Source organism: Streptomyces sp. NPDC006476 (genome assembly GCF_040612015.1).
In the GTDB taxonomy this organism is placed as follows: domain Bacteria; phylum Actinomycetota; class Actinomycetes; order Streptomycetales; family Streptomycetaceae; genus Streptomyces; species Streptomyces griseorubiginosus_B.
Window position 1 is genome coordinate 30,257 of sequence record NZ_JBEXPK010000016.1, and the last position, 23,599, is coordinate 53,855.

At 72.5% G+C, this 23,599-nt stretch carries 28 protein-coding genes, 1 tRNA gene and 1 pseudogene; 13 read left to right on the plus strand and 17 right to left on the minus strand.

What is annotated here, in order from left to right; genetic code table 11:
- Positions 1 to 117 precede the first annotated feature (117 nt).
- Positions 118 to 822 carry a TetR/AcrR family transcriptional regulator C-terminal domain-containing protein gene (locus ABZZ74_RS19435; protein ID WP_356766429.1) on the plus strand — a complete coding sequence of 235 codons (705 nt, stop codon included), beginning with the start codon at positions 118 to 120 and terminating at the stop codon, positions 820 to 822.
- Positions 823 to 1,157: 335 nt separating this feature from the next.
- On the opposite strand, the gene ABZZ74_RS19440 is transcribed toward ABZZ74_RS19435, so the two are convergent.
- The 3 genes from ABZZ74_RS19440 to ABZZ74_RS19450 all read right to left on the minus strand — a co-directional run bounded on the left by ABZZ74_RS19440 (position 1,158) and on the right by ABZZ74_RS19450 (position 2,777).
- On the minus strand, positions 1,158 to 1,937 hold the full coding sequence (locus ABZZ74_RS19440; protein ID WP_356766431.1) for an enoyl-CoA hydratase/isomerase family protein: 780 nt from the start codon (positions 1,935 to 1,937) through the stop codon (positions 1,158 to 1,160).
- A gap of 166 nt (positions 1,938 to 2,103) precedes the next feature.
- Positions 2,104 to 2,445 (minus strand): hypothetical protein, encoded by a 342-nt coding sequence (locus ABZZ74_RS19445; protein ID WP_356766433.1) that lies wholly within the window; start codon positions 2,443 to 2,445, stop codon positions 2,104 to 2,106.
- A 255-nt stretch (positions 2,446 to 2,700) separates the two neighbouring features.
- Positions 2,701 to 2,777: transfer RNA gene (locus tag ABZZ74_RS19450), tRNA-Pro, on the minus strand.
- Positions 2,778 to 2,877: 100 nt separating this feature from the next.
- Here ABZZ74_RS19450 and ABZZ74_RS19455 point away from each other — a divergent pair.
- From ABZZ74_RS19455 to ABZZ74_RS19465, 3 genes are all read left to right on the plus strand, one after another.
- A complete protein-coding gene (locus ABZZ74_RS19455) occupies positions 2,878 to 3,393 on the plus strand; it encodes a DUF309 domain-containing protein (RefSeq protein ID WP_356766435.1) in 516 nt (171 codons plus the stop codon).
- A gap of 208 nt (positions 3,394 to 3,601) precedes the next feature.
- Positions 3,602 to 4,378, plus strand: a complete 777-nt coding sequence (cobF, locus tag ABZZ74_RS19460) for a precorrin-6A synthase (deacetylating) (RefSeq protein ID WP_356766437.1) — start codon at positions 3,602 to 3,604, stop codon at positions 4,376 to 4,378.
- 157 nt (positions 4,379 to 4,535) lie between these two features.
- Positions 4,536 to 5,021 carry a hypothetical protein gene (locus ABZZ74_RS19465; RefSeq protein WP_356766439.1) on the plus strand — a complete coding sequence of 162 codons (486 nt, stop codon included), beginning with the start codon at positions 4,536 to 4,538 and terminating at the stop codon, positions 5,019 to 5,021.
- On the opposite strand, the gene ABZZ74_RS19470 is transcribed toward ABZZ74_RS19465, so the two are convergent.
- From ABZZ74_RS19470 to ABZZ74_RS19490, 5 genes are all read right to left on the minus strand, one after another.
- Positions 5,008 to 5,754: a cobalt-precorrin-6A reductase gene (locus ABZZ74_RS19470; protein ID WP_356766441.1), complete on the minus strand. Its 747-nt coding sequence runs from the start codon at positions 5,752 to 5,754 to the stop codon at positions 5,008 to 5,010. The two genes, ABZZ74_RS19465 and ABZZ74_RS19470, sit on opposite strands and share 14 nt — an antisense overlap.
- Before the next feature lie 101 nt (positions 5,755 to 5,855).
- Positions 5,856 to 5,978, minus strand: a complete 123-nt coding sequence (ykgO, locus tag ABZZ74_RS19475; RefSeq protein WP_133048039.1) for a type B 50S ribosomal protein L36 — start codon at positions 5,976 to 5,978, stop codon at positions 5,856 to 5,858.
- A gap of 34 nt (positions 5,979 to 6,012) precedes the next feature.
- Entirely contained in the window at positions 6,013 to 6,273 is a 261-nt protein-coding gene (locus ABZZ74_RS19480) for a type B 50S ribosomal protein L31 (protein WP_356766443.1), read from the minus strand.
- Between the two features lie 55 nt (positions 6,274 to 6,328).
- Positions 6,329 to 6,493, minus strand: coding sequence for a 50S ribosomal protein L33 (gene rpmG, locus ABZZ74_RS19485; protein ID WP_133048041.1), 165 nt, complete (start codon positions 6,491 to 6,493; stop codon positions 6,329 to 6,331).
- A gap of 92 nt (positions 6,494 to 6,585) precedes the next feature.
- Positions 6,586 to 7,359 (minus strand): sulfite exporter TauE/SafE family protein, encoded by a 774-nt coding sequence (locus tag ABZZ74_RS19490; protein WP_356766446.1) that lies wholly within the window; start codon positions 7,357 to 7,359, stop codon positions 6,586 to 6,588.
- A gap of 117 nt (positions 7,360 to 7,476) precedes the next feature.
- On the opposite strand from ABZZ74_RS19490, the gene ABZZ74_RS19495 reads away from it, so the two are divergent.
- The 6 genes from ABZZ74_RS19495 (at position 7,477) to ABZZ74_RS19520 (ending at position 10,967) form a co-directional block, all read left to right on the plus strand.
- Complete coding sequence (locus ABZZ74_RS19495) at positions 7,477 to 8,286, plus strand: lysophospholipase (RefSeq protein WP_356766448.1); 810 nt, start codon at positions 7,477 to 7,479, stop codon at positions 8,284 to 8,286.
- Positions 8,287 to 8,313: 27 nt separating this feature from the next.
- Entirely contained in the window at positions 8,314 to 8,595 is a 282-nt protein-coding gene (locus ABZZ74_RS19500; RefSeq protein ID WP_356766450.1) for a WhiB family transcriptional regulator, read from the plus strand.
- Positions 8,592 to 9,074, plus strand: a complete 483-nt coding sequence (locus tag ABZZ74_RS19505; protein ID WP_356766452.1) for a DNA starvation/stationary phase protection protein — start codon at positions 8,592 to 8,594, stop codon at positions 9,072 to 9,074. The genes ABZZ74_RS19500 and ABZZ74_RS19505 overlap by 4 nt, the downstream gene beginning before the upstream one ends.
- A 41-nt stretch (positions 9,075 to 9,115) precedes the next feature.
- A complete protein-coding gene (locus ABZZ74_RS19510; protein ID WP_356766454.1) occupies positions 9,116 to 9,448 on the plus strand; it encodes a DUF3140 domain-containing protein in 333 nt (110 codons plus the stop codon).
- A complete protein-coding gene (locus tag ABZZ74_RS19515; RefSeq protein WP_356766456.1) occupies positions 9,445 to 10,092 on the plus strand; it encodes an endonuclease in 648 nt (215 codons plus the stop codon). The genes ABZZ74_RS19510 and ABZZ74_RS19515 overlap by 4 nt, the downstream gene beginning before the upstream one ends.
- 62 nt (positions 10,093 to 10,154) lie before the next feature.
- Complete coding sequence (locus ABZZ74_RS19520) at positions 10,155 to 10,967, plus strand: SAM-dependent methyltransferase (RefSeq protein WP_356766458.1); 813 nt, start codon at positions 10,155 to 10,157, stop codon at positions 10,965 to 10,967.
- Positions 10,968 to 11,276: 309 nt separating this feature from the next.
- Here ABZZ74_RS19520 and ABZZ74_RS19525 read toward each other — a convergent pair whose 3' ends face one another.
- From ABZZ74_RS19525 to ABZZ74_RS19555, 7 genes are read right to left on the minus strand one after another with little or no spacing between them, the layout of a single operon-like run.
- Positions 11,277 to 11,966, minus strand: coding sequence for an SDR family oxidoreductase (locus ABZZ74_RS19525; RefSeq protein ID WP_356766460.1), 690 nt, complete (start codon positions 11,964 to 11,966; stop codon positions 11,277 to 11,279).
- On the minus strand, positions 11,963 to 12,838 hold the full coding sequence (locus tag ABZZ74_RS19530) for a cupin domain-containing protein (RefSeq protein WP_356766462.1): 876 nt from the start codon (positions 12,836 to 12,838) through the stop codon (positions 11,963 to 11,965). Before ABZZ74_RS19530 ends, ABZZ74_RS19525 begins: the two co-directional genes overlap by 4 nt.
- Complete coding sequence (locus tag ABZZ74_RS19535) at positions 12,835 to 14,187, minus strand: amidohydrolase family protein (RefSeq protein WP_356766464.1); 1,353 nt, start codon at positions 14,185 to 14,187, stop codon at positions 12,835 to 12,837. The genes ABZZ74_RS19530 and ABZZ74_RS19535 overlap by 4 nt, the downstream gene beginning before the upstream one ends.
- 22 nt (positions 14,188 to 14,209) lie before the next feature.
- The gene (locus ABZZ74_RS19540; protein WP_356766466.1) at positions 14,210 to 15,190 is read right to left on the minus strand and encodes an alpha-ketoacid dehydrogenase subunit beta; all 981 of its coding nucleotides are present in this window, start codon (positions 15,188 to 15,190) and stop codon (positions 14,210 to 14,212) included.
- The gene (locus ABZZ74_RS19545; RefSeq protein WP_356766721.1) at positions 15,178 to 16,155 is read right to left on the minus strand and encodes a thiamine pyrophosphate-dependent dehydrogenase E1 component subunit alpha; all 978 of its coding nucleotides are present in this window, start codon (positions 16,153 to 16,155) and stop codon (positions 15,178 to 15,180) included. Before ABZZ74_RS19545 ends, ABZZ74_RS19540 begins: the two co-directional genes overlap by 13 nt.
- A gap of 16 nt (positions 16,156 to 16,171) precedes the next feature.
- Entirely contained in the window at positions 16,172 to 17,497 is a 1,326-nt protein-coding gene (locus ABZZ74_RS19550) for a M24 family metallopeptidase (protein WP_356766468.1), read from the minus strand.
- Between the two features lie 52 nt (positions 17,498 to 17,549).
- Positions 17,550 to 18,206 carry an XRE family transcriptional regulator gene (locus ABZZ74_RS19555; protein WP_356766470.1) on the minus strand — a complete coding sequence of 219 codons (657 nt, stop codon included), beginning with the start codon at positions 18,204 to 18,206 and terminating at the stop codon, positions 17,550 to 17,552.
- Between the two features lie 298 nt (positions 18,207 to 18,504).
- On the opposite strand from ABZZ74_RS19555, the pseudogene ABZZ74_RS19560 reads away from it, so the two are divergent.
- Positions 18,505 to 18,885: pseudogene (locus tag ABZZ74_RS19560) on the plus strand (response regulator transcription factor); the annotation flags it as partial.
- Positions 18,886 to 18,932: 47 nt separating this feature from the next.
- Here ABZZ74_RS19560 and ABZZ74_RS19565 read toward each other — a convergent pair.
- Positions 18,933 to 20,348, minus strand: a complete 1,416-nt coding sequence (locus tag ABZZ74_RS19565; RefSeq protein WP_356766472.1) for a cytochrome — start codon at positions 20,346 to 20,348, stop codon at positions 18,933 to 18,935.
- A 104-nt stretch (positions 20,349 to 20,452) separates the two neighbouring features.
- A complete protein-coding gene (locus ABZZ74_RS19570) occupies positions 20,453 to 20,920 on the minus strand; it encodes a potassium channel family protein (protein ID WP_356766474.1) in 468 nt (155 codons plus the stop codon).
- A 914-nt stretch (positions 20,921 to 21,834) separates the two neighbouring features.
- On the opposite strand from ABZZ74_RS19570, the gene ABZZ74_RS19575 reads away from it, so the two are divergent.
- Positions 21,835 to 22,665: a hypothetical protein gene (locus tag ABZZ74_RS19575; RefSeq protein ID WP_356766476.1), complete on the plus strand. Its 831-nt coding sequence runs from the start codon at positions 21,835 to 21,837 to the stop codon at positions 22,663 to 22,665.
- A 114-nt stretch (positions 22,666 to 22,779) separates the two neighbouring features.
- A complete protein-coding gene (locus tag ABZZ74_RS19580; protein ID WP_356766478.1) occupies positions 22,780 to 23,592 on the plus strand; it encodes an SAM-dependent methyltransferase in 813 nt (270 codons plus the stop codon).
- The last annotated feature ends 7 nt before the right edge of the window (positions 23,593 to 23,599 follow it).

The window sequence follows — 23,599 nt, forward strand, 5'->3', positions numbered from 1 at the left end:
GCGGGAACAAGACGGGCATCTCGGGCGATCATGCCCGGGCCCGCCCATGCCTCGCCACGTACATGTACGCCGTAGGCTTGGCGCCAGAGGTTCGTCGGGCGGTGAGGAGACCGGACGATGGCAAAACCCGCCGGGTCCCCCGCCCGCCGCGCGAGCGACCGCGGCCGCTACGGCCGGCTGAGCCGGGAGCGCGTGCTGGCCAGCGCGCTGGCGCTGGTGGACCGTGAGGGCCTGTCGGCGCTGAGCATGCGACGGCTGGGTGCCGAACTCGGCGTGGAGGCGATGGCCCTCTACCGGTACGCGGAAGGCAAGGACGGTCTGCTGGACGGCCTGGTGGAGGCCCTCTATCTGGAGCTGGAGGAGCGGCTGGCCGCCGAGACCAAGGCGGTCGACTGGCGGGCCGGCCTCCATCGCGTCGCCCGGGCGACGTACGACGTCTGCCTCGCCCATCCCCAGGTGGTCCCCCTGCTGACCACGCGCATGCTGGCCGTCCCGCTCGCCCGGCGGCCGCTGGCCGTGCTGAAGGACCACGAGCGGGTGCTCAGGCTGCTCAAGGAGGCCGGGCTGGACGAGGCCCGTACGGCCAACGCCTTCCGCGCCTTCACCGCCTGGCTGCTCGGCTACGTCTCCGTGGAGCTGCGGCCGGTGATCGACAACCCGGACGAACCCGATCCCGCCTTCCGTCTGGGGCTGCATCGCATGCCGCCCCAGGAACTGCCCGGCCTGCGGGAAGCCGCGCCCACCCTCATCGAGCCGGGTGGAGCGGAGGGGCTGGCGGCCGGGCTGGACGCCCTGCTCGACCGTTTCGCCGGGGCCACTTGAGCAAGGCGTTTCGCCGGGCTGCCTGAGCGAGACGTCCCGCCGGGCCGCCCGCGCTAGGCATCTCGCTGGAGCCGCGTACGTGAGGCATCTCGCCGGGGCTGCCAGCGCGAGGCATCCCGCCAGGGCCGCCCGCGCCAGGCGTTTCGCCAACGTCACCCCGCGCGAGGTATCTCGCCGGAGCCGCCTACGGGAGGCATCTCGCCGAGGCCGGCGCTAGGTGTTTCGCCAGCGTCACCCGCGCCAGGCATCCCGCCGGAGCGGCCTACGTGAGGCATCCCGCCGGAGCCGCCTACGTGAGGCATCCCGGCGGCGCCGCCCGTGTGAGGGAGCGCGCCCTAGGCGCGCCCACCACGAGCCACGCTTGCGAACAGCCGCGCCGATGTCGCCCCCTCCGCCGCCATCTGCAGCACCGCGTCCCTGTCGGCGGTCCGCAGCAGCGCCCGTGTCGCGCGGAGGGCCGCCGCCGGGGCGGCGAGGAGGGTGGTCAACTGCTCCGCCACGCGCGTGTGCAGATGCTCCCGGTCCTCCACCACCTCGGTGACCAGGCCGAGCCGGGCCGCCTGGGCCGCGGACACGCGCTCGCCCAGCAGCAGGAGTTGGGCGGCGCGCTGGGGGCCGAGACGCTGGGGGAGCAGCAGGGTGCCGGCGCCGTCCGGGGCCAGCCCCTGGGCGACGAACGGGTACTTGAGGTGGCTGCGGCGCGTGGCGTAGACGAGGTCGAAGTGGAGCAGGGCGGTGGCGGCGCTTCCGACGACGGCCCCGTCCACGGCGGCGACGAGGACAGTGTCGCTGCGCAGGACGGCCTGGTGGAACTCGGCGAGCGGTGAGCGCAGGCCGAGCGCCGTCTCCTGGTCGGCGGCGAGGTCGTCGAGGTCGCTGCCGGCGCAGAAGTCCTCGCCGGCGCCGGTGAGGACGACGACTCGCACGCCGGGATCGGCGTCCGCCTCGGCGACGGCGTCGGCCAGGGCCCGGCACATCGCCAGGGTCAGGGCGTTGCCGACCTCGGGGCGGTCGATGGTGATCCTGACCAGCCCTCCGGTCCGGTCGACCCGGATGGTGCCGGTGGACTTCGTGACGGGCGGGCCGCCCGTCCGGACGCAGCGGTCTGGAGTCACGTCACGTCACCTCCCTCTGGCTATGTCAATCGAAGCTAGCCCTGTTTGAAGCTGGCTGTCAATGACAGAGTCAGGTGGCGGGAGGTGCCCCGCTCAACCGGGTCTCAGATCGACCGGAGTCTTCGGTCAACCGGGGTCCCCCGTCCCGGCGCAGGTGGGGGCCCGCTCAGCCCCGCGACGCCAGTACCACCGCCACGCACGCGATCATGGCCACGGTGATGAGGACCATGGCGATGAGGGTGCCACGCAGCCACTGCCGGATCCGGACGTGGTGCTGCGCCTCCACCGCCTGGACACGCTCGGCGATGTGATCGGTGACCATGCGGGCGACGTACGTCTGCTCGGCGAGATACCACCGCTCGATGTCGCGCTTCTGCTCCGGCGTCAGCCCTTCGGTCCGTGCGGTGAAGGATGCCACGCGCCGCTGCGCCGCTCCCACATGAGCCTCGCGGTACAGAAAGGTCTCGATGTCGCCCAGGCCGCGAGCGGCCTCCTCACGTGCGTCCATGGTGTACCCCCGACGGAAACGTGAACTCCACATGATCATGCCGCGGCCTCCTCACCCGCCCGGCGCGCGCCGGAGCCCTGAGCCACACCGCTCGTGAGGAAAGCGTCCCTCGGATACCGCACGGAAGCCAGAGGACGGGGTCCGACACCAGACAGACGCCGCAGGGTCCGGGAATGTGACATGCGGGGGCGGGCGGCGACATGAAGAAGGCCGTTTTCTCATGGTGAGAAAACGGCCTCCGACCCGCATCAGAGCTGGTCGGGACGACAGGATTTGAACCTGCGACCCCTTGACCCCCAGTCAAGTGCGCTACCAAGCTGCGCCACGTCCCGGTGCGTGCCGCGCGGTGAACCGCGTGATCACGCGAACAGCACTTTACCCCACGACGGGGGCGGCCTCGAAGCGGGCCGTGGGGCGCGGCACAATCGGCGTATGGGCAGCGCATCCGCAGGGCGGTCGGTGACGGGACGGGACCGGGACGGGGAGGGCCGGGCCCGCAACGCCCGACCGCGGGACGGGCTGGGGCGGCCCCTGCCGTACGGCGCGGCCGGGGTGGAGCGGCAGTCGGAGGGGGTCGTACGGACTCCGCCGCAGACCGTCGCCGAGGCGCAGGAGCTGCTGGACGCGGGGAAGCCGTTCCACGCGCACGAGGTGTTCGAGGACGCCTGGAAGTCGGGGCCGGAGGAGGAACAGCAGCTGTGGCGGGGGCTCGCGCAGCTCGCCGTCGGGCTCACCCACTCCGCCCGGGGCAACCTCACGGGCGGTCCCCGGCTGCTGCGGCGCGGCGCCGAGGCCGTGGAGGAGTGGGCGGCGGGTGCGGGAGAGCCGATGCCGTACGGGATGGATCTGGCGTCCCTGGCGGGCTGGGCCCGGGAGCTTGCGGAGGCCGTCGAGCGGGGCGGTGAGCTCGTCGACGCGGCGGCGCGGTCACCCCGGCTCCGCGGCTGACCCCGAACCGCCAACTCCGGCTCCAGGGGATGACCCGTGAACGGGCCCCGCCTCGGGGACGACCCGCGAACGGCCGAGCCGACCTCGGGGACGACCCGCGAACGGCCGACCCGTCCTCGGGGCTGACCCGTGGCAGGGCGTCGTCCCTCCTGGTCACCGGGGCGGAGGCGGTGCCCACGTTGTCAGTGGCGTGCGGCAGACTCGGGGCGTGCGAAAGATTCATGTCATCGGTATCGGCGCGGGTGACCCCGACCAGCTGACCCTGCAGGCGGTCCGGGCGCTGCGTGACACGGACGTGTTCTTCGTCCTGGACAAGGGCGAGGTGAAGAGCGACCTGACACGGCTGCGCCGGGACATGCTGGAGGCGCACCTGCCGGACGGGACGTCGTACCGGGTGGTCGAGGCGCGAGACCCGGAGCGGGACCGTAGGGCGGGCGGCGCGGCCTACTCCCCCGCCGTCGGCGACTGGCGCAGCGCCCGGGCCGGCATCTACGAGCGGCTGATCGCCGAGGAGCTGGGCGAGGAGGAGACCGGGGCGTTCCTGGTGTGGGGGGACCCCGCGCTGTACGACAGCACGATCGGGATCCTCGAGGAGGTGCTGGAGCGGGGCGCGGTCGACTTCGCGTTCGACGTCGTGCCCGGCATCAGCAGCGTCTCGGCGTTGGTCGCCCGGCACCGGACCGGGCTCAACCGGGTCGCCCGGCCCGTCCAGATCACCACGGGGCGGCGGCTAGCCGAGGGCTTCCCGGAGGGGGTGGACGACGTGGTGGTGATGCTGGACGCCCACCAGACCTTCCGGCAGTACGCGGACCAGGACATCGACATCTACTGGGGCGCCTACATAGGCACCCCCGACGAGATCCTCGCCTCCGGCCCGATCGCCGAGGCCGCGCCACGCATCGAGCGGCTGCGCGCCGAGGCCCGGGAGCGCAAGGGCTGGATCATGGACACGTATCTGCTGCGCAGACATCCCGGGGAGCGTTAGGGGCGGGTTCGCGAAGCGCCTGCCGGTGGGGTTCCGAGCAACGGGCTCGCGGAAGGGTAGCGGGAGTCGACGTCGGGCACCGCCGCCTGACGCCCGGCGCTCGGCGGCACGGGAAAACCATGTGCCGCGCGGACACGGCGGTGGTCATACTCGGCGCATGTCCGCCTCACCCGTCCGGTTCCGCGACCCTCGCAGCACGGTGTACGACTTCAGCGCGTCGCTGCTCGTCCGCTGCCCGCGCTGCGACCGCGTCGCCCACTTCGAGCAGCGGCCGGGCCGCACCTCCGATGCCCGTGGGGTGAGGTACCCGGAGCGGCGTGTGGTCTGCCGGTCCTGTGGTCTGTGCCGGATCGACACCGGTCCCGCCCGCCCGTCGGCGCGCGCGAGCCGGCCCTGTCACCGGCCTCCGCTGTGGCTGCGGGCCGGCACCAGGCACGGTGAGCTGTGGGCGTACAACCTCGAACACCTCGACCTCATCAGGCGGTTCGTCGCCGCCGACCTGCGGGAGCGGGCACCCTGGTACGACACCGGGGTGAAGATGACGCTGGTCGCGCGGCTTCCCGCGTGGATCAAGAGCGCCAAGAACCGCACCGAGGTGCTGCGCACGATCGACCGTATGCGGGCGTCCGTCACGACAGGCTGAGGTCCAGCCGGTCGAGGGCCGCGGCCACGTCGGGCACGGGAGTGACGCCGTCCGGCAGCGGGGGGCGTCGTACGACCACGACGGGCAGCGCGAGTTCGCGCGCGGCCGTGAGTTTCGCCGCCGTCGCCGCTCCCCCGCTGTCCTTCGTGACCAGGACGTCGATCAGGTACTCGCGCAGGAGCGTGGTCTCGTCGGCCACGGTGAACGGGCCGCGGCCCAGCAGTACTTCGGTGTGCGGCGGCAGGGGCGGCTCGGGCGGTTCCACCGAGCGTACGACGAAGTGCAGGTCGCCCAGGTGCGCGAAGGCCGCCAGGCCCAGACGTCCGGTGGTCAGGAAGATCCGGCGACCGAGGCGGGGCAGCAGGTCGGCGGCGGCCGCCAGGGACGGGACCGGGTGCCAGTGGTCTCCGGGGGCGGGCCGCCAGCCCGGGCGGCGCAGCACGACGGCGGGCACTCCGGTGGCCGCCGCGGCCCGCGCGGCGTTCGCGGTGATGGTCCCGGCGAACGGGTGCGTGGCGTCGACCAGCGCGTCCACCCGCTGCTCGCGCAGCCACTCGGCGAGCCCCTCTGCCCCGCCGAACCCGCCGACCCGTACGTCCCCGGCCAGCACGCCCGGCCGGCTCACCCGCCCGGCGAGCGAGGTGGTGACGCGCACACCGGGCCGTGCCGCGAGGACGGCGGCCAGTTCGCGGGCCTCGGTGGTGCCGCCCAGGACGAGGACGTGTGGGGACATGGGAGGGAGCGTACGAGATGGGCGGGCGCGCCCAGGCCGGCCGGAACAGGACGGCCGCCCGGCGATGGTGCCGGACGGCCGTCCTGTGCGGGAAATCCGCGTCAGCCCTGGCGGGCCTTGAAGCGCGGCTCCTTCTTGTTGATCACGTAGACCACACCGCGTCGGCGCACCACCTGGGCGCCGGGCCTGGCCTTCAGGGAACGCAGGGACTTGCGCACCTTCATGGGGCTGTCCTCCTCGTGTCGATCGTTTGGCGCGTCAGGCGCGGGCCGCGGCGGTACGGCCGTAGCGGCGCTCGAAGCGTTCGACTCGGCCGGCGCTGTCCAGGACGCGCGCCCTGCCGGTGTAGAAGGGGTGGGACGCCGACGAGATCTCGACGTCGATCAGGGGGTAGGTGTTGCCGTCCTCCCACTCGATCGTCCGGGACGAGTCGGCGGTGGAACGGGTCAGGAACGCGACGTCCGCGGCGCGGTCGCGGAAGACCACGAGCCGGGAGTCGGGATGGATGCGGGGCTTCACGGGGTTACCTCCTCGGGGACCGCGGGCCCGACGGTGCGGGCCCGCTCCGGCTGGTTCAGCGCTCCTCGCGGAACTCGACGTGCGCGCCGGCCACCGGGTCGTACTTGCGCAGGACGAGCCGGTCGGGGTCGTTCCTGCGGTTCTTGCGGGTCACGTAGGTGACACCGGTTCCGGCCGTCGACTTCAGCTTGACGACGGGGCGCGCGGTACTGCGTGCCATGAGGTCCTCCCTTCGCCCACGCCCAGGATCTTTGATCCAGGCATGTCAATCACATGCGGTGTAACAGCCCCGGCCCCCGCCGCATTCCCGGGTCAGCGCAGGAGCAGCTGGAGGCCGCCGACGACCGTCGCCGCGATCACGAGTTGCTCGAAAAGGCGCTGGTTGATGCGGTTCACAGCCCATTTGCCGATCAAGGCGCCGGGCACGACGAACACGGCGAGCGCGGCGTCCAGGAGCAGCGAGCGGCCGTCGATCAGGCCGAGGCCGGCACTGAAGGGGACCTTGGAGACGTTGACGATCAGGAAGAAGAACGCCGACGTGCCCAGGAAGCCCAGCTTGCGGAAGCCGGCGGAGAGCAGGTACATCGACATCACCGGGCCGCCCGCGTTGGCGACCATCGTGGTGAAGCCGCCGAGGACACCGTAGGAGCGGGCCTTGAGACGGCCGGTCCGGGTGGTCACCGAGTCCGGTTCGTCCTCGGCCTCCGCCGTGCGCCGCCGCCACACCGTCACCCCCGCCATGAGCAGCAGGATCGCGCCGATCGACGTCCGTACGACCTGGTCGTCGGCCCACACCAGGAACAGCGTGCCGACGACCACGCCCGCGGCGACCGCCGGGAACAGACGCCAGAGGGTGGGCCAGTGGGCGTGCCGGCGGTAGGTGAGGACGGCCAGGACGTCACCGACGATCAGGATGGGCAGCAGGACGCCGGTGGAGGCGCGGGCGGGCAGCACCGCGGCGAAGATGGCGAGGCTGACCGTGTTGGCGCCGCTCACGGCGGTCTTGGAGAAGCCGACGAGGAGGGCGGCGCAGGCGAGGGCGGCGAACCCCCAGCCGGATATGTGCCAGAGCGTCATCGTGTTCATGCGGGGACCGATGCTATGTGCAGACAACCGGTGCGGTAAGTACCGTCTCGCTGGTTGGCACCCGACGTTCGGTGGCGCCGACGAGGACGGACCCCTGCCCAGCCGGTTGGAGGAGACATGGCCGATGCCCGCGAGCACGTCCTGGCCGGGAGCCGGGGCGCCCTCGTCGCCCGTGAGTGGCCCCATGAGCGGCCGCGGTACCTGGCGCTGATCGCACACGGCTACGGGGAGCACATCGGGCGGTACGAGGAGCCGGCCAGGGTGCTCGGGCGGCACGGGGCCGCCGTCTTCGGACCCGATCATCTCGGGCACGGGAAGTCGGCCGGCGAACGGGTGCTGGTCGAGGACTTCGAGGATGTCGTCGGTGACCTGCACGCGGTGGCCGAGGCGGCCCGGGGCGCGTACCCCGGGCTGCCCCTTGTGATGGTCGGGCACTCGATGGGCGGGCTGATCGCCGCCCGGTACGCCCAGCGGTACGGCGACGAGCTCGCCGCCCTCGTGCTGTCCGGTCCGGTGATCGGGGCCTGGGAGCTGCCGGGGCGGCTGCTGGCACTCGACGAGATCCCGGACACGCCGATCAGTCCGGCCGCGCTGTCCCGGGACTCGGCGGTGGGGGCGGCGTACGCGGCGGATCCGCTGGTGTGGCACGGGCCGATGAAGCGGCCGACCGTGGAGGCGTTCGCGCGCACGCTCCAGCGGGTGGCCGAGGGCGGTGACGTCGGCCGGCTGCCGGTGCTGTGGCTACACGGCGACGACGACCGGCTGGTACCGCTCGCCGGCAGCCGGGCCGGGGTCGAGCGGCTCAGCGGCGGCGACCTCACCGAGCGGGTCTTCCCGGGCGCCCGCCACGAGGTGTTCCACGAGACGAACAGGGCCGAGGTCTTCGCGGAGCTCGTCCGCTTCCTGGACGACGCGATCAAGAGCTGAGACGGACATACGTGGCGTTTGCTGCGCATGCCCCGGGGCACCCGCGCCCGCATGGAGTGGTTGCGCAGGGCGGCCTGCGTGGGTGAGGACCCCGAGCTGTTCTTCCCCGTCGGCACCGAAGGACCGGCACTGCGGGACATCGCCGCCGCCAAACGTGTCTGCGCCCGCTGCCCGGTCGCCGTCGAGTGCCTCGACTACGCGCTCGGCAGCGGGCAGAACTCCGGGGTCTGGGGCGGCACCCACGAGGACGAACGCGTCGCACTGCTCCGTACCGGCACGACCGACGCCAGAAGGAGAAGCACCGTATGACCGTGGTGAAGAGCACGCTGCCCGAGCAGGCCCGCGAGGTCGCCGGTGAGGCGCTGCAGAGCACACTCGTCGATCTCCTCGGGCTCTCACTGATCGGCAAGCAGGCGCACTGGAACATCGTGGGCCCGCGCTTCCGTTCGATCCATCTGCAGCTCGACGAGGTCGTGGACACGGCCCGCAGCTACGCCGACACGGTGGCGGAGCGGTCCGCCGCCCTGGGCCTGCCGCCGGACGGCCGGCCGGAGACGATCGCCGCGTCCTACACCCTGCCGGGCTCCAAGGACGGCTGGCAGCGGGACACCGAGGTCGTGCAGCTGGTCGTGGAGTCGCTGGAGGCGGCCATCGGACGGCTGCGTGAGCGGATCGCCGCGACCGAGGAGCCGGATCCGGTCACCCAGGACCTGCTGATCGCCATCACCGCCGACCTGGAGAAGCAGCGGTGGATGTTCGCGGCCGAGAACTTCCCCCGCGAGAACTGAGCGGGGCGCGGCCGGACACGTACGTACGGAAAGGGGCCGTGATGACCGACGCCCTCGAACTCGACGCGCTGTGGGAGGACTTCCACCGCGTGGTGAACATGACCTCGCAGGAGCTCGCCGCCTGGCTGCGGGTGAGCGACGCCGACGAGACCACCGAGCCGCTGCCCGAGCACGCGGGCTCGCCGACCGGACAGCACGTCCTCGCGATCCTGCAGAAGCGGCGCACCGACCTCACCGAGGACGACATCCAGGTGATGTACGAGGTGGTGGACACGGTGACCGCGCAGACGGAGGTGGAGAACGAGCCGGAGCCGGAGGAGACCAGGCGCCGGCACCTGTTGATGACGCTCGGGCACGACCCGCTCAGGCCATGACCGACCAGCGGCGTCTGGTGCGGGAGCTGGTGGGCGCGCACGGGCGGACGTTCGCCGAGGAGGCGGGCATCACGCTGCGGGACACCCCGCAGCCGCTGTACCGGCTGCTGGTGCTCGCTCTGCTGCTCAGCGCCCGTATCCGCGGGTCGATCGCCGTCGCCACGGCCCGGGAGCTGTCCCGGGCCGGCCTCGGCGGTCCGCGGCGGACCGCCGATGCCGACTGGCAGGAGCGGGTCGACGCGCTGGGCCGGGGCGGCTACCGGCGCTACGACGAGCGCACCGCCACCCAACTCGGCGACGGAGCAGAGCTGTTGCTCGACCGGTGGGGCGGTGATCTGCGCCGGATGCGCGAGGAGGCGGACGGCGACCTCGGTGAACTGCGGCGGCTGCTGCAGGAGATACCCGGGATCGGGCCGGCCGGCGCGGACATCTTCCTGCGCGAGGTCCAGCGGGTGTGGCCGGAAGTGGGACCGTACCTGGACCGCAAGGCACTCGACGGAGCGGAGCGGTTGGGGCTGCCGAAGGATCCCGGCCGGCTCGTTGAGCTCGCCGGGGACACCCAACCTGCCGTTCTGGCGGCCGCGTTGGTGCGGGCCGCGCTGGACAAGGAGGTGGCCGAAGACAGTCTCCGTCGCGCCGCGTGACCGTGCCAGACTGCTCGGACGTCCAGTCGGACCGGCGGACGACGCGAGCAGAGGAGCAGTACGTGACGGGGACCGAGCCGGCCGCCCAGCGCATCGACACCACCAGGCCGCACCCGGCCCGGGTCTATGACTGGTTCCTCGGCGGCAAGGACAACTATCCGGTCGACGAGGAGCTGGGCCGGCAGATCATCTCGATCGAGAGCGGTGCTCCGCGGGCCGCGCGGGCCAACCGCCGGTTCATGCGGCGGGCCACGCGGCTGCTCGCCGAGCAGTCGGGAATCCGCCAGTACCTCGACATCGGCACGGGCATCCCCACCCGGCCCAATCTCCACCAGATCGCCCAGCGCAGCGTGCCGGACGCCCGCGTCGTCTACGTCGACAACGATCCCATCGTCCTCGCCCACGCCGAGGCCCTCCTGCACGGCACTCCGGAAGGTGTGACGGAGTACCTCCAGGCCGACGCCCGCGATCCGGCCACGATCCTCGAACAGGCGGCCCGGGTTCTGGACTTCGACCGCCCGGTCGCCCTGTCGCTGATCGCCCTGATGCACTTCGTCGCGGACGAGGACGGCGCCTACGATCTGGTGGGCACCCTCGTCGACGCCCTCGCGCCGGGCAGCTTCCTGGTGCTGTCCGCCCTGACCGCCGACTTCGAGCCGGAGCAGGTGCGGCGGGGCGTCGAGGCGTATGCGGCGGGCGGGGTGACCCTGGTGGCCCGCTCCCAGGACGAGACCGCCGGATTCTTCAAGGGACTCGAGGTCGTCGACCCCGGGATCGTCTCCGTGGTGGACTGGCGCCCCGAGCTCGCGGTGGACGAGACTCCGGACGGCGAGGGCCCGGTGTCGCTCTACGGAGGCGTCGGCGCCAAGCGCTGAGGCCGCCAACTTCCGCTTGGGGGATGTCTGTTGCTCCCGCGCTCCCACGCGCGCGTCAGGGGCGAGGGCCAGGTCGAGGTCCTCCTTCTTGCAGCACGAACGGCGCCCGGGCGGCGTGCGCCTCGGCGAGGGCGCTGGCGTCGGCCAGCGAGACGAGGACGACGTCCGCCGCGGCGGCGGCCTCGCGGGTGTGGCCACGACGGCAGCCCCGGTGGCCTCGGCCTTGGCGCGGGTGCGGTTTACGCGGTGACCGGGAAGCCGACCGCGCGCAGCAGGACGGCCATGGCCGTGCCCATCCTGCGATGCCGGTCATCCGAGCAGCCATCCCCCGTCCACGCTCAACTCCACCGCGTTGACCGACCGGTTGCGCAGCAGGAAGTCGACGGCGTCCACGACGTCCGCCATGGTGGCCAGCCGCCCGGTCGGGGTCTTGGCGCGCAGCGCGGCAAGCACCTCCTCGGGCTTGGCCTTCCAGTACGGGCTGTCGCCGACCACACCGGGGTGGATCGCGTTGACGCGGACGGGCGCCAGCTCGACGGCGAGGGTGTTCACCAGGCCCCGTACGCCCGCGTTGACCGTGGCCACCGTCGTCGCGCCCGGATAGGGGCGCTCCTTGGCCTGACCGCCGAAGATCACGATGGCGCTCTCGTCGGTCATCCGGGGCCGCACCACGTGCACGACCTCGGTGTAGCCGACCAGTTTGAGAGTGACCAAGCGCAGGGCCGCGGTGATGTCGTAGTCGGTGGCCCGGTTCTCGTCACGGGAGACACCCGCGAGGACCAGGTGGTCGACGCGGCCGACGTCCGCCAGCGCCTCCGCGATCTCACGCGGCCGGGACAGGTCGAGGGCGAGACCGCGGGCGCCGGTCTCCTTCGCGACCGTGGCGGCCCGCTCGGCGTCCCGGCCGGTGAGGACGACCTCGTCGCCCCGCTCCGCGCGGGCCCGGGCGAACTCGCGGCCGATGCCCGACGTACCGCCCACGACGAGCACACTGCTCATGACTCCAGTGCCTCCCTCAGATACTCCCAGTCCCGGGTGAACCGGTACGAGTGGCGGGGTGGTGGCTGGGGTGCCTGGGTCTCCAGCCAACGCAGGGGTCCGGCACCGGTGTTGGAGAAGCCGTGCACACAGCCGGCGCCCGCCCAGGCGCAGTCGCCGGGACCGAGCCGGTGGATCTCTCCGTCGAACACCGCCTCGGCCTCCCCCTCCAGGAAGAAGTACGTCTCCTCGAAGGGGTGATCGTGCGTGCCGGCGACCCCGTCCGGGGCGTACTGGACCATGAACATGGTCGAGGCGACCGCGCCGAGGTCGCTGTCGACCATCATCTTCACGGTGATGCCGCTGTAGACGAGCAGGGCGGTGCGCATGCTCGCCGAAACCGCGAGGAGGTCCTGGGACTGCTTGCCGGGGTCCATCTGGGCGGGCTCGAAGTGGCCGAAGAGGCGGGTGCGCGGGTCGCGGACGTCGACGCGGACGGGGTCGCGCGCGGGCAGTTCGGGCACGGTCTGGGTGTCGTACCCGTAGCGGGCCCGTGGGACCGGCGCCAGCATGTCCGCCCAGTGGGCGACCGTGTCCCCGGCGCCGCGCCAGGCGTGCGGGACGCCGGTCGGCAGCAGTCCGTAGTCGCCCTCCTGAAGCAGGTACGAGCCCTCGGGCAGGTCGAGGATCACGGTCCCGTCGAGGAGGTGGAAGCTCTCCTCGTACGAGTGGACATGGGCCCGCACCCGGCCGCCGGGCCGCAGTTCGTTCAGCCCGAAGCCGGTGTGCACGCTGCCGTCCTCCTCGCCGACCAGCGTCGTCCGCCGGTGGTCGAGCCGGTCGAAGAGCGGTGTGGGCAGGTCGGCGGCCCGGCGCACCAAGTGCCGTGTCATGCCGTCTTCTTCGCCTCCTTCGCGGCCAGCAGCCGGTCACGGGACTCCTCGACCAGCCGCCGGGCCCGCGCCACGTCGGCCGTCAGCCTGCCGTCGCGCTTGCGGATCACGCCGTCGACCATGACCAGCTCGACATTGGAGACGTCGGCCGACAGGGTCACCGCGGCGGCCGGGTCGTGCACCGGCGCCACATTCAGGGCGGTGGCGTCGAGGGCGACGACGTCGGCGCGCTTGCCGGGGGTCAGGGAACCGGTGCGGTGTTCCAGTCCCGCGACATGCGCGCCGTTGCTCGTCGCGATCTCCAGCATCTGACGTGCCGTCAACATCGTGCTCGGAACCGGCATGTTGGCCTGCCAGCAGTCCGCGTTGACCCGGGCCCGCTCGGCGCCGAAGGCCGCGCGGATCTGGGTGAACATGTCACCGGGGACGGTGGTGACGACGTCGATGCTCAGGGAGGGCCGCAGGCCGTACTCGATCGCCTTCATCACGGGCGGCCAGCCGTGCCCCATCTGGGTCTCCACCTGCGGTGCGACGGACACCGTGCCGCCGCTGTCGGCGACCATCCGCCACTCGTCCTCGTGGAGGTAGCAGCAGTGGATGTAGGTGGTGTCCGGGCGGAGCAGACCGAGGTCGTTCAGCTGCTTCACCATGCCGAAGCGGCCGGCCAGGCGACCCATCGCCACGTGCACGGTGATCGGGATGTCCAGATCGCGGGCGAGGGCCCACTCGGAGGTGACGACGTCGTTCAGGCAGAAGCCGGGGCCGCGGGTGGCCAGGGCCATGGTGAGCAGACCGTCGTCGGAGGGGAAGTACTTGGCGCGGATCCGGCGGACGTCGTCGCCCGGAATCGCGATCTTGCTCTCGAACCAGTACTCGGCGAGGGAGGTGTTGGCGCTGCCGTACGCGTACTGGGCCCGGATGCCGGTCTCGGTGAGGGCCTGGATCGCCGCGTCCGGGTGCTCGGGGGTGTTGTTGATGTGGGACCAGTCGACGAGGGTGGTGATCCCGGCGTTGAGGCATTCCAGCGCGCCGGCGAGGTTGCCCGCGTACACGTCCTCGGGGGTGTAGAGCGGGGCGAAGGTGTCGAGGATGTCCACGAAGTAGTCGTCCAGGGTGGCGTCGGGGGCGACTCCCCGGATCGGCGCCTCCCAGGTGTGGCGGTGGGTGTCGACGAACCCGGGGATCACGATCCTGCCGGTCATGTCGAGCACCTCGGCGTCGGCGCTGATCTCCGGCTGTACGGCGGCGATCCTCCCGTCCTCGATGAGGACGTCCCCCCGCGGCAGATCCCCGACGGCGGGGTCCATCGAGATGACGTACCCGGCGCGAAGCAGTGTCCGATCGGTCATCGCGCTTCCTCCTCAGGGGTGTTCAGTACGCGGCGAGGCTCCGGACGGCCGCCACGACCTTGTCTACGGTGGGGATGACCTGCTCCTCCAGGGCGTCCGCGAACGGCAGCGGGACACACTCCGCCGCGATCCGGCGCACCGGCGCGTCCAGCAGCCCGAACCCCTCGTCGGCGACCACCGACACGAGGGTCGCGCCCCAGCCCCCCTGGTACGGGTTCTCCTCGACGGTCATCAGCCGCGAGGTCTTTCCCAGGGAGGCGAGGACGGTGGCGGTGTCCAGCGGGATCAGACAGCGCAGGTCGACGACCTCGACGTCGATGCCCTCCTCGGCCAGCCGCGAGGCGGCCGTCAGGACCACCGGCACCATCGAGGCGAGGGCGACCAGGGTCACGTCGGCGCCCTCGCGGACGACGGCCGCGCGGCCCAGCTCCACCACATGGCCGGGCGGCGGCGGGGCTCCCTTGCTCGCCAGCAGCCCCTTGTGCTCGAAGAACACCACCGGGTCGTCGCTGCGGATCGCGGCCGCCATCATGCCGATGACGTCCGCGGGGGTGGCCGGGGCCGCGATCTTCAGGCCGGGAACGGTCAGCGCCCAGTTCTCGGTGGCCTGGGAGTGCTGCGCGCCGAAGCCGAGGCCGCCGCCGTTGGCGGTGCGCACGACGAGCGGGACCGTGACCTGACCGCCCGTCATGTACCGCACCTTGGGTATTTCGTTGGCGAGGTAGTCCCAGCAACAGGCCAGGAAGTCCGAGAACATGATCTCGGCGACGGGCCGCATCCCGGTCATCGCGGCGCCCATCGCCGCGCCCACGATGGCCTGTTCGGAGATCGGGGTGTCCCACACCCGCTCGGGCCCGAACTCCTTCAGCAGTCCGACGGTCGTCTTGAACACCCCGCCCGCCTCGGCGATGTCCTCCCCGAGGCAGACCACGGCCGGGTCCCGGCGCATCTCGCGGGCGATGCCCTCGGCGACGGCCTCCCGGTAGGTGATCACGTCCGCCATGCCGCACCTCCGTCCGCCCACACGTCGGTCAGCGCCTCGCGCGGATCGGGCGGCGGCGCGTTCTTCGCCGCGTCGACCGCCCGCTGTACGGCGTCACGGGCACGTTCGTCGGCGGCGGTGAGCGTCTCCTCGTCCACGCCGAGCTCCGCGAGCCGTCCGCGCGCCAGGTCCAACGGGTCGTGCTTGAGCCAGCGTTCGACCTCCTCGGCCGGGCGGTAGGTGGCCGGGTCGGCGCGGCTGTGCCCGAAGTGCCGGTAGGTCTCGGCCTCGACGATCGCGGGCCCGTCTCCCGCACGGGCCCGCTCGGCGAGGGCGGCCACGGTCTCCCGGACGGCGACGACGTCGTTGCCGTCGACGACCTCGCCGGGGACGCCGTAGGCGGGCGCCCGGTCGGCGGCGGGGCGGGCCACGGCCGTGACGTCGGCGATCGGCGTGTACTCCATGTACAGGTTGTTCTCGCAGACGAACAGCACTGGCAGCTTCCACACGGCTGCCAGGTTGAGCGCCTCGTGGAAGGCGCCGATGTTGGTGGCGCCGTCGCCGAAGAAGGCGACCGCGAGCTGTCCGGTGCCCCGCAGCCGGGCCGACCAGGCGGCGCCGACGGCCATCGGGAGGTGGGCGCCGACGATGGCGTAGGAGCCGAGCATGTTCGCGGACGCCTTGGTGAGGTGCATCGAGCCGCCCTTGGCCCCGCACAACCCCGTGGCCCGGCTCATGAGTTCGGCGAGGCACTCCTCCGGGGTGGCGCCGCGGGCCAGGGCGTGGTGGTGGCCGCGGTAGGTGGCGAAGACGTAGTCGTCGGGGCGCAGGGCGGCGCTCGCGCCGACGGCGATCGCCTCGTGCCCGGCGGCCAGGTGAGTCGTGCCCTTGACCAGGCCGGACAGGAACAGGTCGTGCGCGGCCTTCTCCGTACGGCGGATGAGGGCCATCCGCTCGTACAGCGCGAGGAGTTCGGTCGCCTCCATCATTCGGTCGCTTCCATCAGCGGTCCCCGGTGTTGAGATGGGACTGGGACTCGCGCCGGGTGTTCAGCTCGCCGCCGACCGTCCAGTACTTGCGGCCCGCGACGAGCAGTTCCTCGGCCGGGAACTTGGTGATGACCTCGCAGCCGTCGGCGGTGACGACCAGTTCCTCCTCGATCCGGGCCGCGGACCAGCCGTCGGCGGCCGGCCAGTAGGTCTCCAGGGCGAACACCATGCCCTCTTCGAGGACTTCCGGGTGGTCGAGGGAGACCAGCCGGCTGAAGATGGGCTTCTCCCAGATCGACAGGCCGACCCCGTGGCCGTACTGCAGCGCGAACGCGGCGGTCTCGTCGGCGAAGCCGAACTCCTCGGCGCGCGGCCAGACCTGGACGATGTCGGCGGTGGTGGCCCCGGGGCGGACGAGGGCGATGGCCTCGTCCATGTACGCGCGGCAGCGGACGTAGGCGTCGCGTTGGGCGCGGGAGGCGCTGCCGACGGCGAAGGTGCGGTAGTAGCAGGTGCGGTAGCCGAGGTGGCTGTGCAGGATGTCGAAGAAGGCGGGGTCGCCGGGGCGGATCAGACGGTCGCTGTAGACGTGCGGGTGGGGTGAACAGCGCTCGCCGGAGATGGCGTTGACGCCTTCGACGTACTCGCTGCCGAGGTCGTACAGCACCTTGCTCACCAGTCCGACGCACTCGTTCTCCCGCACCCCGGGGCGCAGATACCCGTACAGCTCCTCATAGGCCGCGTCCACCATCGCGCAGGCCTGGGTGAGCAGGGAGATCTCGTCGCCGGTCTTGGTGCGGCGGGCCTCCAGGAAGACCTGCTGGCCGTCGACGACGTCGATGCCCTCGGCACGCAGGGCGGCGAGGACCGGCATCTCGGCGACATCGATGCCGAGCGGCTCGTCCGCGAGGCCGTGCTCGCGCAGCTCGGTGGCTATCTTGCGGGCCACGTCCTCAGCGATCCCGGCGTCCGGGTGGAAGGCGCCGCGCAGGGTGGAGATCCCGGCCCGGGCGCCGGTGGGCGGCCCGCCCTTGCCGTCGCTGTAGTCCAGCCACGGGTTGTAGAGCTGGTGGTGGCGGGCCGCCGAGCCGAAGTCCCAGACGACCGGCTCGCCGCCGCGCACCAGCAGGGCGAAGCGGATCAGCTTGTCCATCGCCCAGGTGCCGATGTGCGTGGCGGTCATGTAGCGGATGTTGGCGAAGTCGAAACTGAGCACCGCGCCCAGCGAGGAGCGGTTCAGGGTGTCGTTCAGCCGGGCCAGGCGCTGCCTGCGCAGCCGGTCCAGGTCGATGCGCTCTTCCCAGTCGACGGCATTGGGTCCATATGTGCGGATCGCCATGGCGACCACCCCCACTCGGGAGTAGACGACCGCCGCCTGCGACTGTCAAGTGCTACTGAACACCCTGGCTGAACACGAACCAGACGCCGACGGCCGGCTCAGCTCCATCATTGCGGTAGCGGTGCGGGGTCGTCGACTCGAAGCAGACGGCGTCGCCGGGGCGCAGGGTGTGCTCGTCGAAGCCGAGGGTCAGGACGAGCTCGCCGGAGACGAGATAGCCGTACTCGGTCCCGGCGTGCCGCATCAGACCGCCGGAGCTGGAGGAGGAACCGCCGGGCCGGTAGGTCACCCGCAGGAAGTCCACGTCGGTGCCGGGGACATGGCCGAGGCGCTCCCACACCACGCCCGAGTCCAGCTCCAGCGTCTCGCGCCCATCGCCGGTGACCAGCGGGCCGATGCGGCGGCCGGGGTCGGCGGCGAAGGCGGCGAGGGCGTGCAGGACGGTGGCGGGGGCGCCGGACGCGGTCGCCGCAGGGGCGAGGGCGCCCTGGTCCTCGTACGCGTCGAAGAGCGACTCGACGGAGATCGACAGTGCGGTGGTGATGGCGTAGAGCGTGCTCACCGAGGGCTGGCTCTTGCCGGTCTCGATCTGGGAGACGAGGCTGGCGGAGACGCCGATCTCCCGCGCGAGGGCCCGCAGGCTGACGCCCTTGGCCAGGCGTGCCTGCCGGATGCGCGCCCCGACGGGCGGCACGGCGGCAGAGGACACGGCGGCTCCTCTCACGGGCGCGGAATGTTCAGCACCATTGAACAGCTCCGGCCGCTCCCAGCACCAGGGGCAACCGTTTCGGGGCACGCAGCAAGGTCGTGGTCGGAGTGATCGGGGGGACCGGGTCCACCTCCGGTCCGGACGGGTTCAGCACCGTCGAGGTCGACGGCCACCGGGCACTGTCGGCAAGGGCGGCGACGGCAGGACGATCGACATCCCGGTCTCCGTGGTGAGGGCCACGCACTCGTCCGTCACCTGGAACTTCGAGCGCTGAGACCCGACCGTCCCGCGCCCACCTCTGAGGCATGATCGACCCATGGACGGTCTTGAGGGGACCCGACCGCCGGCCGGACCGGACGTGCCGGACCCGATGCGGGTGGTCGTGGTGACCACCTTCCACCTCGACCAGTACGTGTACGGCGCGCTGCGCGGCGGCGCCTGCGGGTACGAGCTGAAGGACTCCGGCCCCACCCTGCTCGCGGAGACGGTGCGGGCCGTCGCGGCCGGCGACTCGCTGGTCTCGCCGTCCGTGACGGTACGGCTGCTCAAGCACCTCACCGCCGAGGACCGGCCCGCCCCGGCGCCCCGGCCCACGCCGCCGTCCGAGCCGCTCACCGACCGCGAACTCGACGTGGTCCGGCTGGTCGCCCTCGGGCGCACCAACGCCGAGATCGCGGCCCGGGCCTGGCAGAGCGGCCACGCCCAGCCCTGACGCCCCCGGCGGATTCAACCGTTCGAGCGGATCAGCCCGGCCAGGTACCGCCACAGCGAGGACCGCCGCTTGGCCGCCTGGTCCGGCACCGAAGGCGCGTCGGGGACGTCCGGGACGTCCGTCGCGGGCACCGGCGACCGGGCCGGGACCGGCCCGGCGAGTTCGTACCGCACCGGCAGGGAGCGCAGGCCGCGCATGAACGGCGAGGAGCGCCACGGGAGTTGGTCGACCGGCAGGGCGAGTTCCAGATGGTCGAAGCGTTCGAAGACGCGGCTCACTCCGGCCATCGCGATGGTGGAGGCCAGCTCGCGGGCGGGGCACTGGCGGCGTCCCGCGCCCCAGGAGAGATGGGCCCGGCTGCTGATGCTGGAGCCCGTGGTCATCTGCCCGGCGAACAGCGGGTCGGCGTGCGCGGCGGCGGAGGACACCCACACGGGGTCTCCGGCGCGGATCGTGTAGTTGCCGAGCCGGGTGTCCTCGGCGGCGAACCGCGGCACGAAGTTGACCAGCGGCGGCTTGCGCATGACCACCCGGTTCATGGTCTCGCGGACCATCCCCGCGGACAGCGCGGTGCGCACCCCGCCCTCCCGGTCGCCGGAGATCACCTCGACGACGGTGTTGGAGATGAGGATGCCGACGTGATCGGAGGTCATGCCGAGCAGCATGAACAGTTCCCGGGCCAGCGCGTCGACCGGGAGGTCGGGGTGGGCGGCGACCAGGAGGGAGGGGAAGTCGTCGCCCGGCTTCTCGATCTTTGCGGCGGCGAGGTCGCCGAGCGTCACCAGCAGGCGTTCCAGGGCGGGTTCGGCGTCCGGTCCCGCGTCGAGGACCCGCCACATGTCCATCAGGGCGTCGTCGCCCTGGGAGCCGGGGAAGCCCAGCAGATGGCTCGCCGCCATCAGCGGCAGCGGGCGGGAGAACTGCGCCGAGAGGTCCGCATGACCGGTCCGGCCGCCCTGCGCGAGGAGGCTGATCAGCTCGTCGGCGTAGCCGGTGACGGCGTTCCTGAGGCGCTTGGCCTGCGGCTGGCGCGGGTCCTGGAACGGGCGCAGGGCGGTGTCCCAGGCGGAGCGGAGGGCAGGGTAGGCGGGGCCGCCCTGGATCAGGACGTGGTTGACCTCCAGGGAGGGGCCCAGCGGCCAGTCGGCGGGCACCCGGCCCTCGGAGCGGGCGCGCCAGTTGTCCAGCCCCTTGGGCCAGGCTGCGTCGTCCTGGAGCACTTCGAGCGACTCGCGGTACCCCAGCACCAGCCAGGCGGGCACCCCCAGCAGGTCGACCGGGGCGACCGGGCCGTGCAGGTCCCGCAGCCGCTCGTAGACGAGCGCGGGCCGGGTCTCGTAGTCCCGGGTCAGCAGCGGCTGCGGGGCGAGTTCCTCGAGTCGCGCCTCGCCCGAGGCCGCGCCGCCTATGTCGACCAGGTGGGATTCCATGGCTCGTGGCCCCCTTACGACTGTCGCCCGTAGACCGCAGGGACCTTACCTCACGTGTCCCGTCCGTCACAGGGTGGGGGTACTCGCCAGTAGCCCGGACGTTTTCAGCCCGGTTCGCCCTTCCCCGCCATCAACCGCTCCAGCCGGTCGAAGCGTTCGTGCAGGGCGTGGGCGGTCTGCTCGCCCAACTCCTCGGCGCTGCGGGCGAGATGGTGACGCCGCTGCTGTTCCCGGCCGACGAACCAGGTGGCCAGGGCGGCGGTGACCATGCCGTACGTGGTGATGCCGACGATCATCACGACGGTGGCGATGATCCGGCCGCCGAGGGTCACGGGGTAGAAGTCGCCGTATCCGACGGTCGTCGCCGTCTCGATCGACCACCACAGCGCCTGCGGGTACGTCCTCAGGTTGGCGCGCCGCGCGTCCTCTTCGGCGACGACGACGGCCCAGGACCCGATCAGCATCACCGCCCCGAGCACGACCGTGGCGCCGCCGGCCGCCCTCACGTGCAGCGAGCGGCCCTGGCGGGCGAGCAGCAACTGGACCGCGCGGGCGAGGAATCCGGGAAGCACGCATCACTCCGTGGGAGGGGTCGGCATGGGGTCAGTGTCGTCGCGCGCGGGTGGCCGGGCATGCGGGGCGGGGCGTTCGGGTTGCGGCGGCCGACACCGAGCCGCCCGGCCCGGTGCGCCGACGAGCGGCACTCACCCCTTCGGCCCGGTGCGCTCATTGGCGGCGGCCAGCGCACTCGTGCGGCGCCGCGCGCTGGCGGGCGGTGGGCGGTGGGCGGTGGGCGGTGGGCGACGCTCCCCCGTCCGGACCGGTGCGCCGGCGGGCAACGGACAGCACCCACCCCTCCAGCCGGGTGCGACGGCAGGTGACGGGCGACAGGCGACACTCCCTCCTCCGGGCCGGTGCGTCGGCGGGCAACGGGCGGCGCCCACCCGTCCAGACCCGTACGCCGACGGACGACGGGCAGCGCCCACCCCTCCAGACCCGTACGCCGACGGACGACGGGCCGCGCCCACCCTCCAGCCCACTACGCCGACGGACGACGGGCAGCGCCCACCCTCCAGCCCACTACGCCGACGGACGACGGGCAGCGCCCACCCCTCCAGACCCGTACGCCGACGGACGACGGGCAGCGCCCACCCTCCAGCCCACTACGCCGACGGGCAACGGGCGGCGCCCACCCGTCCAGACCAGTACGCCGACGGACGACGGGCAGCGCCCACCCCTCCGACCCGGTACACCGGCAGATGACAGGCCACGGGCGACACTCCCCCTCCAGGCCGGTGCGTCGACGGGCAACACTCACTCCTCCGGCCCGGCGCGCCGACGGGCGGTGGGCAGCACTCACCCCTCCGGCCCGGTGCGCCGACCGACGGCGCGCCGGGCTCACCCGTCCGGACCGGTGCGCTGGTGGGTCAGGGTGGGGGGTGGTGCGCTGGGGCGAGAACCGCTTGCCGCTCAGGAGGCCTCCGCCATGATCCGACGTCCGTCCCGGCCCGTCCGTGTGCTCGCCTCGGCGCTGGTCGCCGGCGCGCTGCTGACCACCGCGGCCTGCTCGGACGGCGGCGACAGCGCGGGCGGGGGTGCCACGCCCACCGACCTCGCCGCCTCGCCCCTCGCCCGGGCGTCCGCGACCACCTCGACGCCGCCCGCCCGGCTCACCCAGGCCGGCGCGCAGGCGGCGCTGATCACCATGACGGACCTGGAGGGCGGCTGGACCCCGGTCAAGGGCGCCGAGCACTGGGACGACACCCTCCTCGTCGGCAAGGTCGACGTCGCCGCCTTCCTGACCGCGAAGACGAACGCCGCCGACTGCCAGCGGCTGCTGGACGCCCTCTACGACGACGATCTGCTGGGCAAGCCGACGGGCGCCTCGGCGCTGGCCGGGTTCCAGCAGGGCGACTCCCGGCTGCTGTACCAGGTCGCCGCGTACAACCCGGTCCGTCTGAGCGCCGCACTGGGCTGGATGAAGACGCTGCCGGTCAAGTGCGACCAGTTCACCGCGACCGACGCCAAGGGCGGCAAGCGCACGGTCCAGGTGACCACCGCCTCGGTTCCCACCCAGGGCGACGCCCGGCAGGGACTGCACGTGACGGTGCAGGGCACCACGAACGGCGAACCCGCCACGCTCACCCTGGACGTGGCCGCCGTCCGCGTGGGCAACGACGCGATCACCGTCACCGCCGGCGGTCTGGCCGGCGGCGCGCACGACTCCCTCGAACAGGCCGTCCGGGAAGGTGCCCAGCGGCTCAAGCAGGTCCAGGCGGGCAAGACGCCGGCCCCCGGCCCCGGCCGCACCCGCTGACGGACGGCGACTGGCCGATTCCGCACGCCTGATCAGCCGATTCCCGGGACAGTGTGATCACCGGGCGGCACAATGGCGGCGACAGCCGCGGGCGGTGCGATAAGGAGCTGAGTCGTGAGTGAGAGCCACACCCCTTCGGGCGGGTCGACCAGGCTGAACACCGGTGTGGCGCACAACGCGCGGGTGTGGAACTACTGGATCGGCGGCAAGGACAACTACGAGGTCGACCGGCAGGTCGGCGAGCAGGTCGCCGGGATGTTCCCGATCATCCGGGAGATAGCCCGGGCGGACCGCTGGTTCCTGGGCCGGGCGGTGCGGTTCCTCGCCGAGGAGCGCGGGGTACGGCAGTTCCTGGACATCGGCACCGGACTGCCGACCGCGGACAACACCCACCAGATCGCCCAGCGCATCGCGCCGGACGCGCGGATCGTCTACGTCGACAACGACCCCATCGTGCTCGCGCACGCCCGCACCCTGCTGACCGGCACCCACGAGGGCGTCACCGACTACATCGAGGCCGACGTCCACGACCCGGCCGCCATCGTCGAACGCGCCGCCGCCACCCTGGACTTCACCAAGCCCGTCGGCGTGATGATGCTCGGCATCCTCAACTTCGTGCTGGACGCGGAGAAGGCGCGGGAGATCGCCCGACAGATCATGGCCGCGGTCCCCGCCGGCAGCTGTCTGGCCCTCACCCACCCGACCACCGACGAGGAACTCGGCGGCGAGGGGCAGATCGCGGCGATGAAGTTCTGGAACGAGAACGCCACCCCGCCCATCACCGCCCGCAGCGGCACCGACATCGCCGCCTTCTTCGAGGGGCTCGACCTGCTGGAGCCGGGCCTGGTGTCGTGCTCCCGGTGGCGCGCCGAGGCGGACTCCCCCGCCGCGGTCCCGCAGTACGGCGCGGTGGCCGTGAAACCCTGACGGACGT

What these genes read in the sequence shown, in the direction of transcription:
- ABZZ74_RS19435 (WP_356766429.1), top strand. Translation starts at nt 118, where the DNA reads ATGGCAAAACCCGCCGGGTCCCCCGCCCGCCGCGCGAGCGACCGCGGC.
- ABZZ74_RS19445 (WP_356766433.1), bottom strand. Translation starts at nt 2,445, where the DNA reads ATGGACGCACGTGAGGAGGCCGCTCGCGGCCTGGGCGACATCGAGACC.
- ABZZ74_RS19455 (WP_356766435.1), top strand. Translation starts at nt 2,878, where the DNA reads ATGGGCAGCGCATCCGCAGGGCGGTCGGTGACGGGACGGGACCGGGAC.
- ABZZ74_RS19465 (WP_356766439.1), top strand. Translation starts at nt 4,536, where the DNA reads ATGTCCGCCTCACCCGTCCGGTTCCGCGACCCTCGCAGCACGGTGTAC.
- ABZZ74_RS19470 (WP_356766441.1), bottom strand. Translation starts at nt 5,754, where the DNA reads ATGTCCCCACACGTCCTCGTCCTGGGCGGCACCACCGAGGCCCGCGAA.
- ykgO (WP_133048039.1), bottom strand. Translation starts at nt 5,978, where the DNA reads ATGAAGGTGCGCAAGTCCCTGCGTTCCCTGAAGGCCAGGCCCGGCGCC.
- rpmG (WP_133048041.1), bottom strand. Translation starts at nt 6,493, where the DNA reads ATGGCACGCAGTACCGCGCGCCCCGTCGTCAAGCTGAAGTCGACGGCC.
- ABZZ74_RS19490 (WP_356766446.1), bottom strand. Translation starts at nt 7,359, where the DNA reads ATGAACACGATGACGCTCTGGCACATATCCGGCTGGGGGTTCGCCGCC.
- ABZZ74_RS19495 (WP_356766448.1), top strand. Translation starts at nt 7,477, where the DNA reads ATGGCCGATGCCCGCGAGCACGTCCTGGCCGGGAGCCGGGGCGCCCTC.
- ABZZ74_RS19500 (WP_356766450.1), top strand. Translation starts at nt 8,314, where the DNA reads ATGCCCCGGGGCACCCGCGCCCGCATGGAGTGGTTGCGCAGGGCGGCC.
- ABZZ74_RS19505 (WP_356766452.1), top strand. Translation starts at nt 8,592, where the DNA reads ATGACCGTGGTGAAGAGCACGCTGCCCGAGCAGGCCCGCGAGGTCGCC.
- ABZZ74_RS19510 (WP_356766454.1), top strand. Translation starts at nt 9,116, where the DNA reads ATGACCGACGCCCTCGAACTCGACGCGCTGTGGGAGGACTTCCACCGC.
- ABZZ74_RS19515 (WP_356766456.1), top strand. Translation starts at nt 9,445, where the DNA reads ATGACCGACCAGCGGCGTCTGGTGCGGGAGCTGGTGGGCGCGCACGGG.
- ABZZ74_RS19525 (WP_356766460.1), bottom strand. Translation starts at nt 11,966, where the DNA reads ATGAGCAGTGTGCTCGTCGTGGGCGGTACGTCGGGCATCGGCCGCGAG.
- ABZZ74_RS19530 (WP_356766462.1), bottom strand. Translation starts at nt 12,838, where the DNA reads ATGACACGGCACTTGGTGCGCCGGGCCGCCGACCTGCCCACACCGCTC.
- ABZZ74_RS19535 (WP_356766464.1), bottom strand. Translation starts at nt 14,187, where the DNA reads ATGACCGATCGGACACTGCTTCGCGCCGGGTACGTCATCTCGATGGAC.
- ABZZ74_RS19540 (WP_356766466.1), bottom strand. Translation starts at nt 15,190, where the DNA reads ATGGCGGACGTGATCACCTACCGGGAGGCCGTCGCCGAGGGCATCGCC.
- ABZZ74_RS19545 (WP_356766721.1), bottom strand. Translation starts at nt 16,155, where the DNA reads ATGGAGGCGACCGAACTCCTCGCGCTGTACGAGCGGATGGCCCTCATC.
- ABZZ74_RS19550 (WP_356766468.1), bottom strand. Translation starts at nt 17,497, where the DNA reads ATGGCGATCCGCACATATGGACCCAATGCCGTCGACTGGGAAGAGCGC.
- ABZZ74_RS19565 (WP_356766472.1), bottom strand. Translation starts at nt 20,348, where the DNA reads ATGGAATCCCACCTGGTCGACATAGGCGGCGCGGCCTCGGGCGAGGCG.
- ABZZ74_RS19575 (WP_356766476.1), top strand. Translation starts at nt 21,835, where the DNA reads ATGATCCGACGTCCGTCCCGGCCCGTCCGTGTGCTCGCCTCGGCGCTG.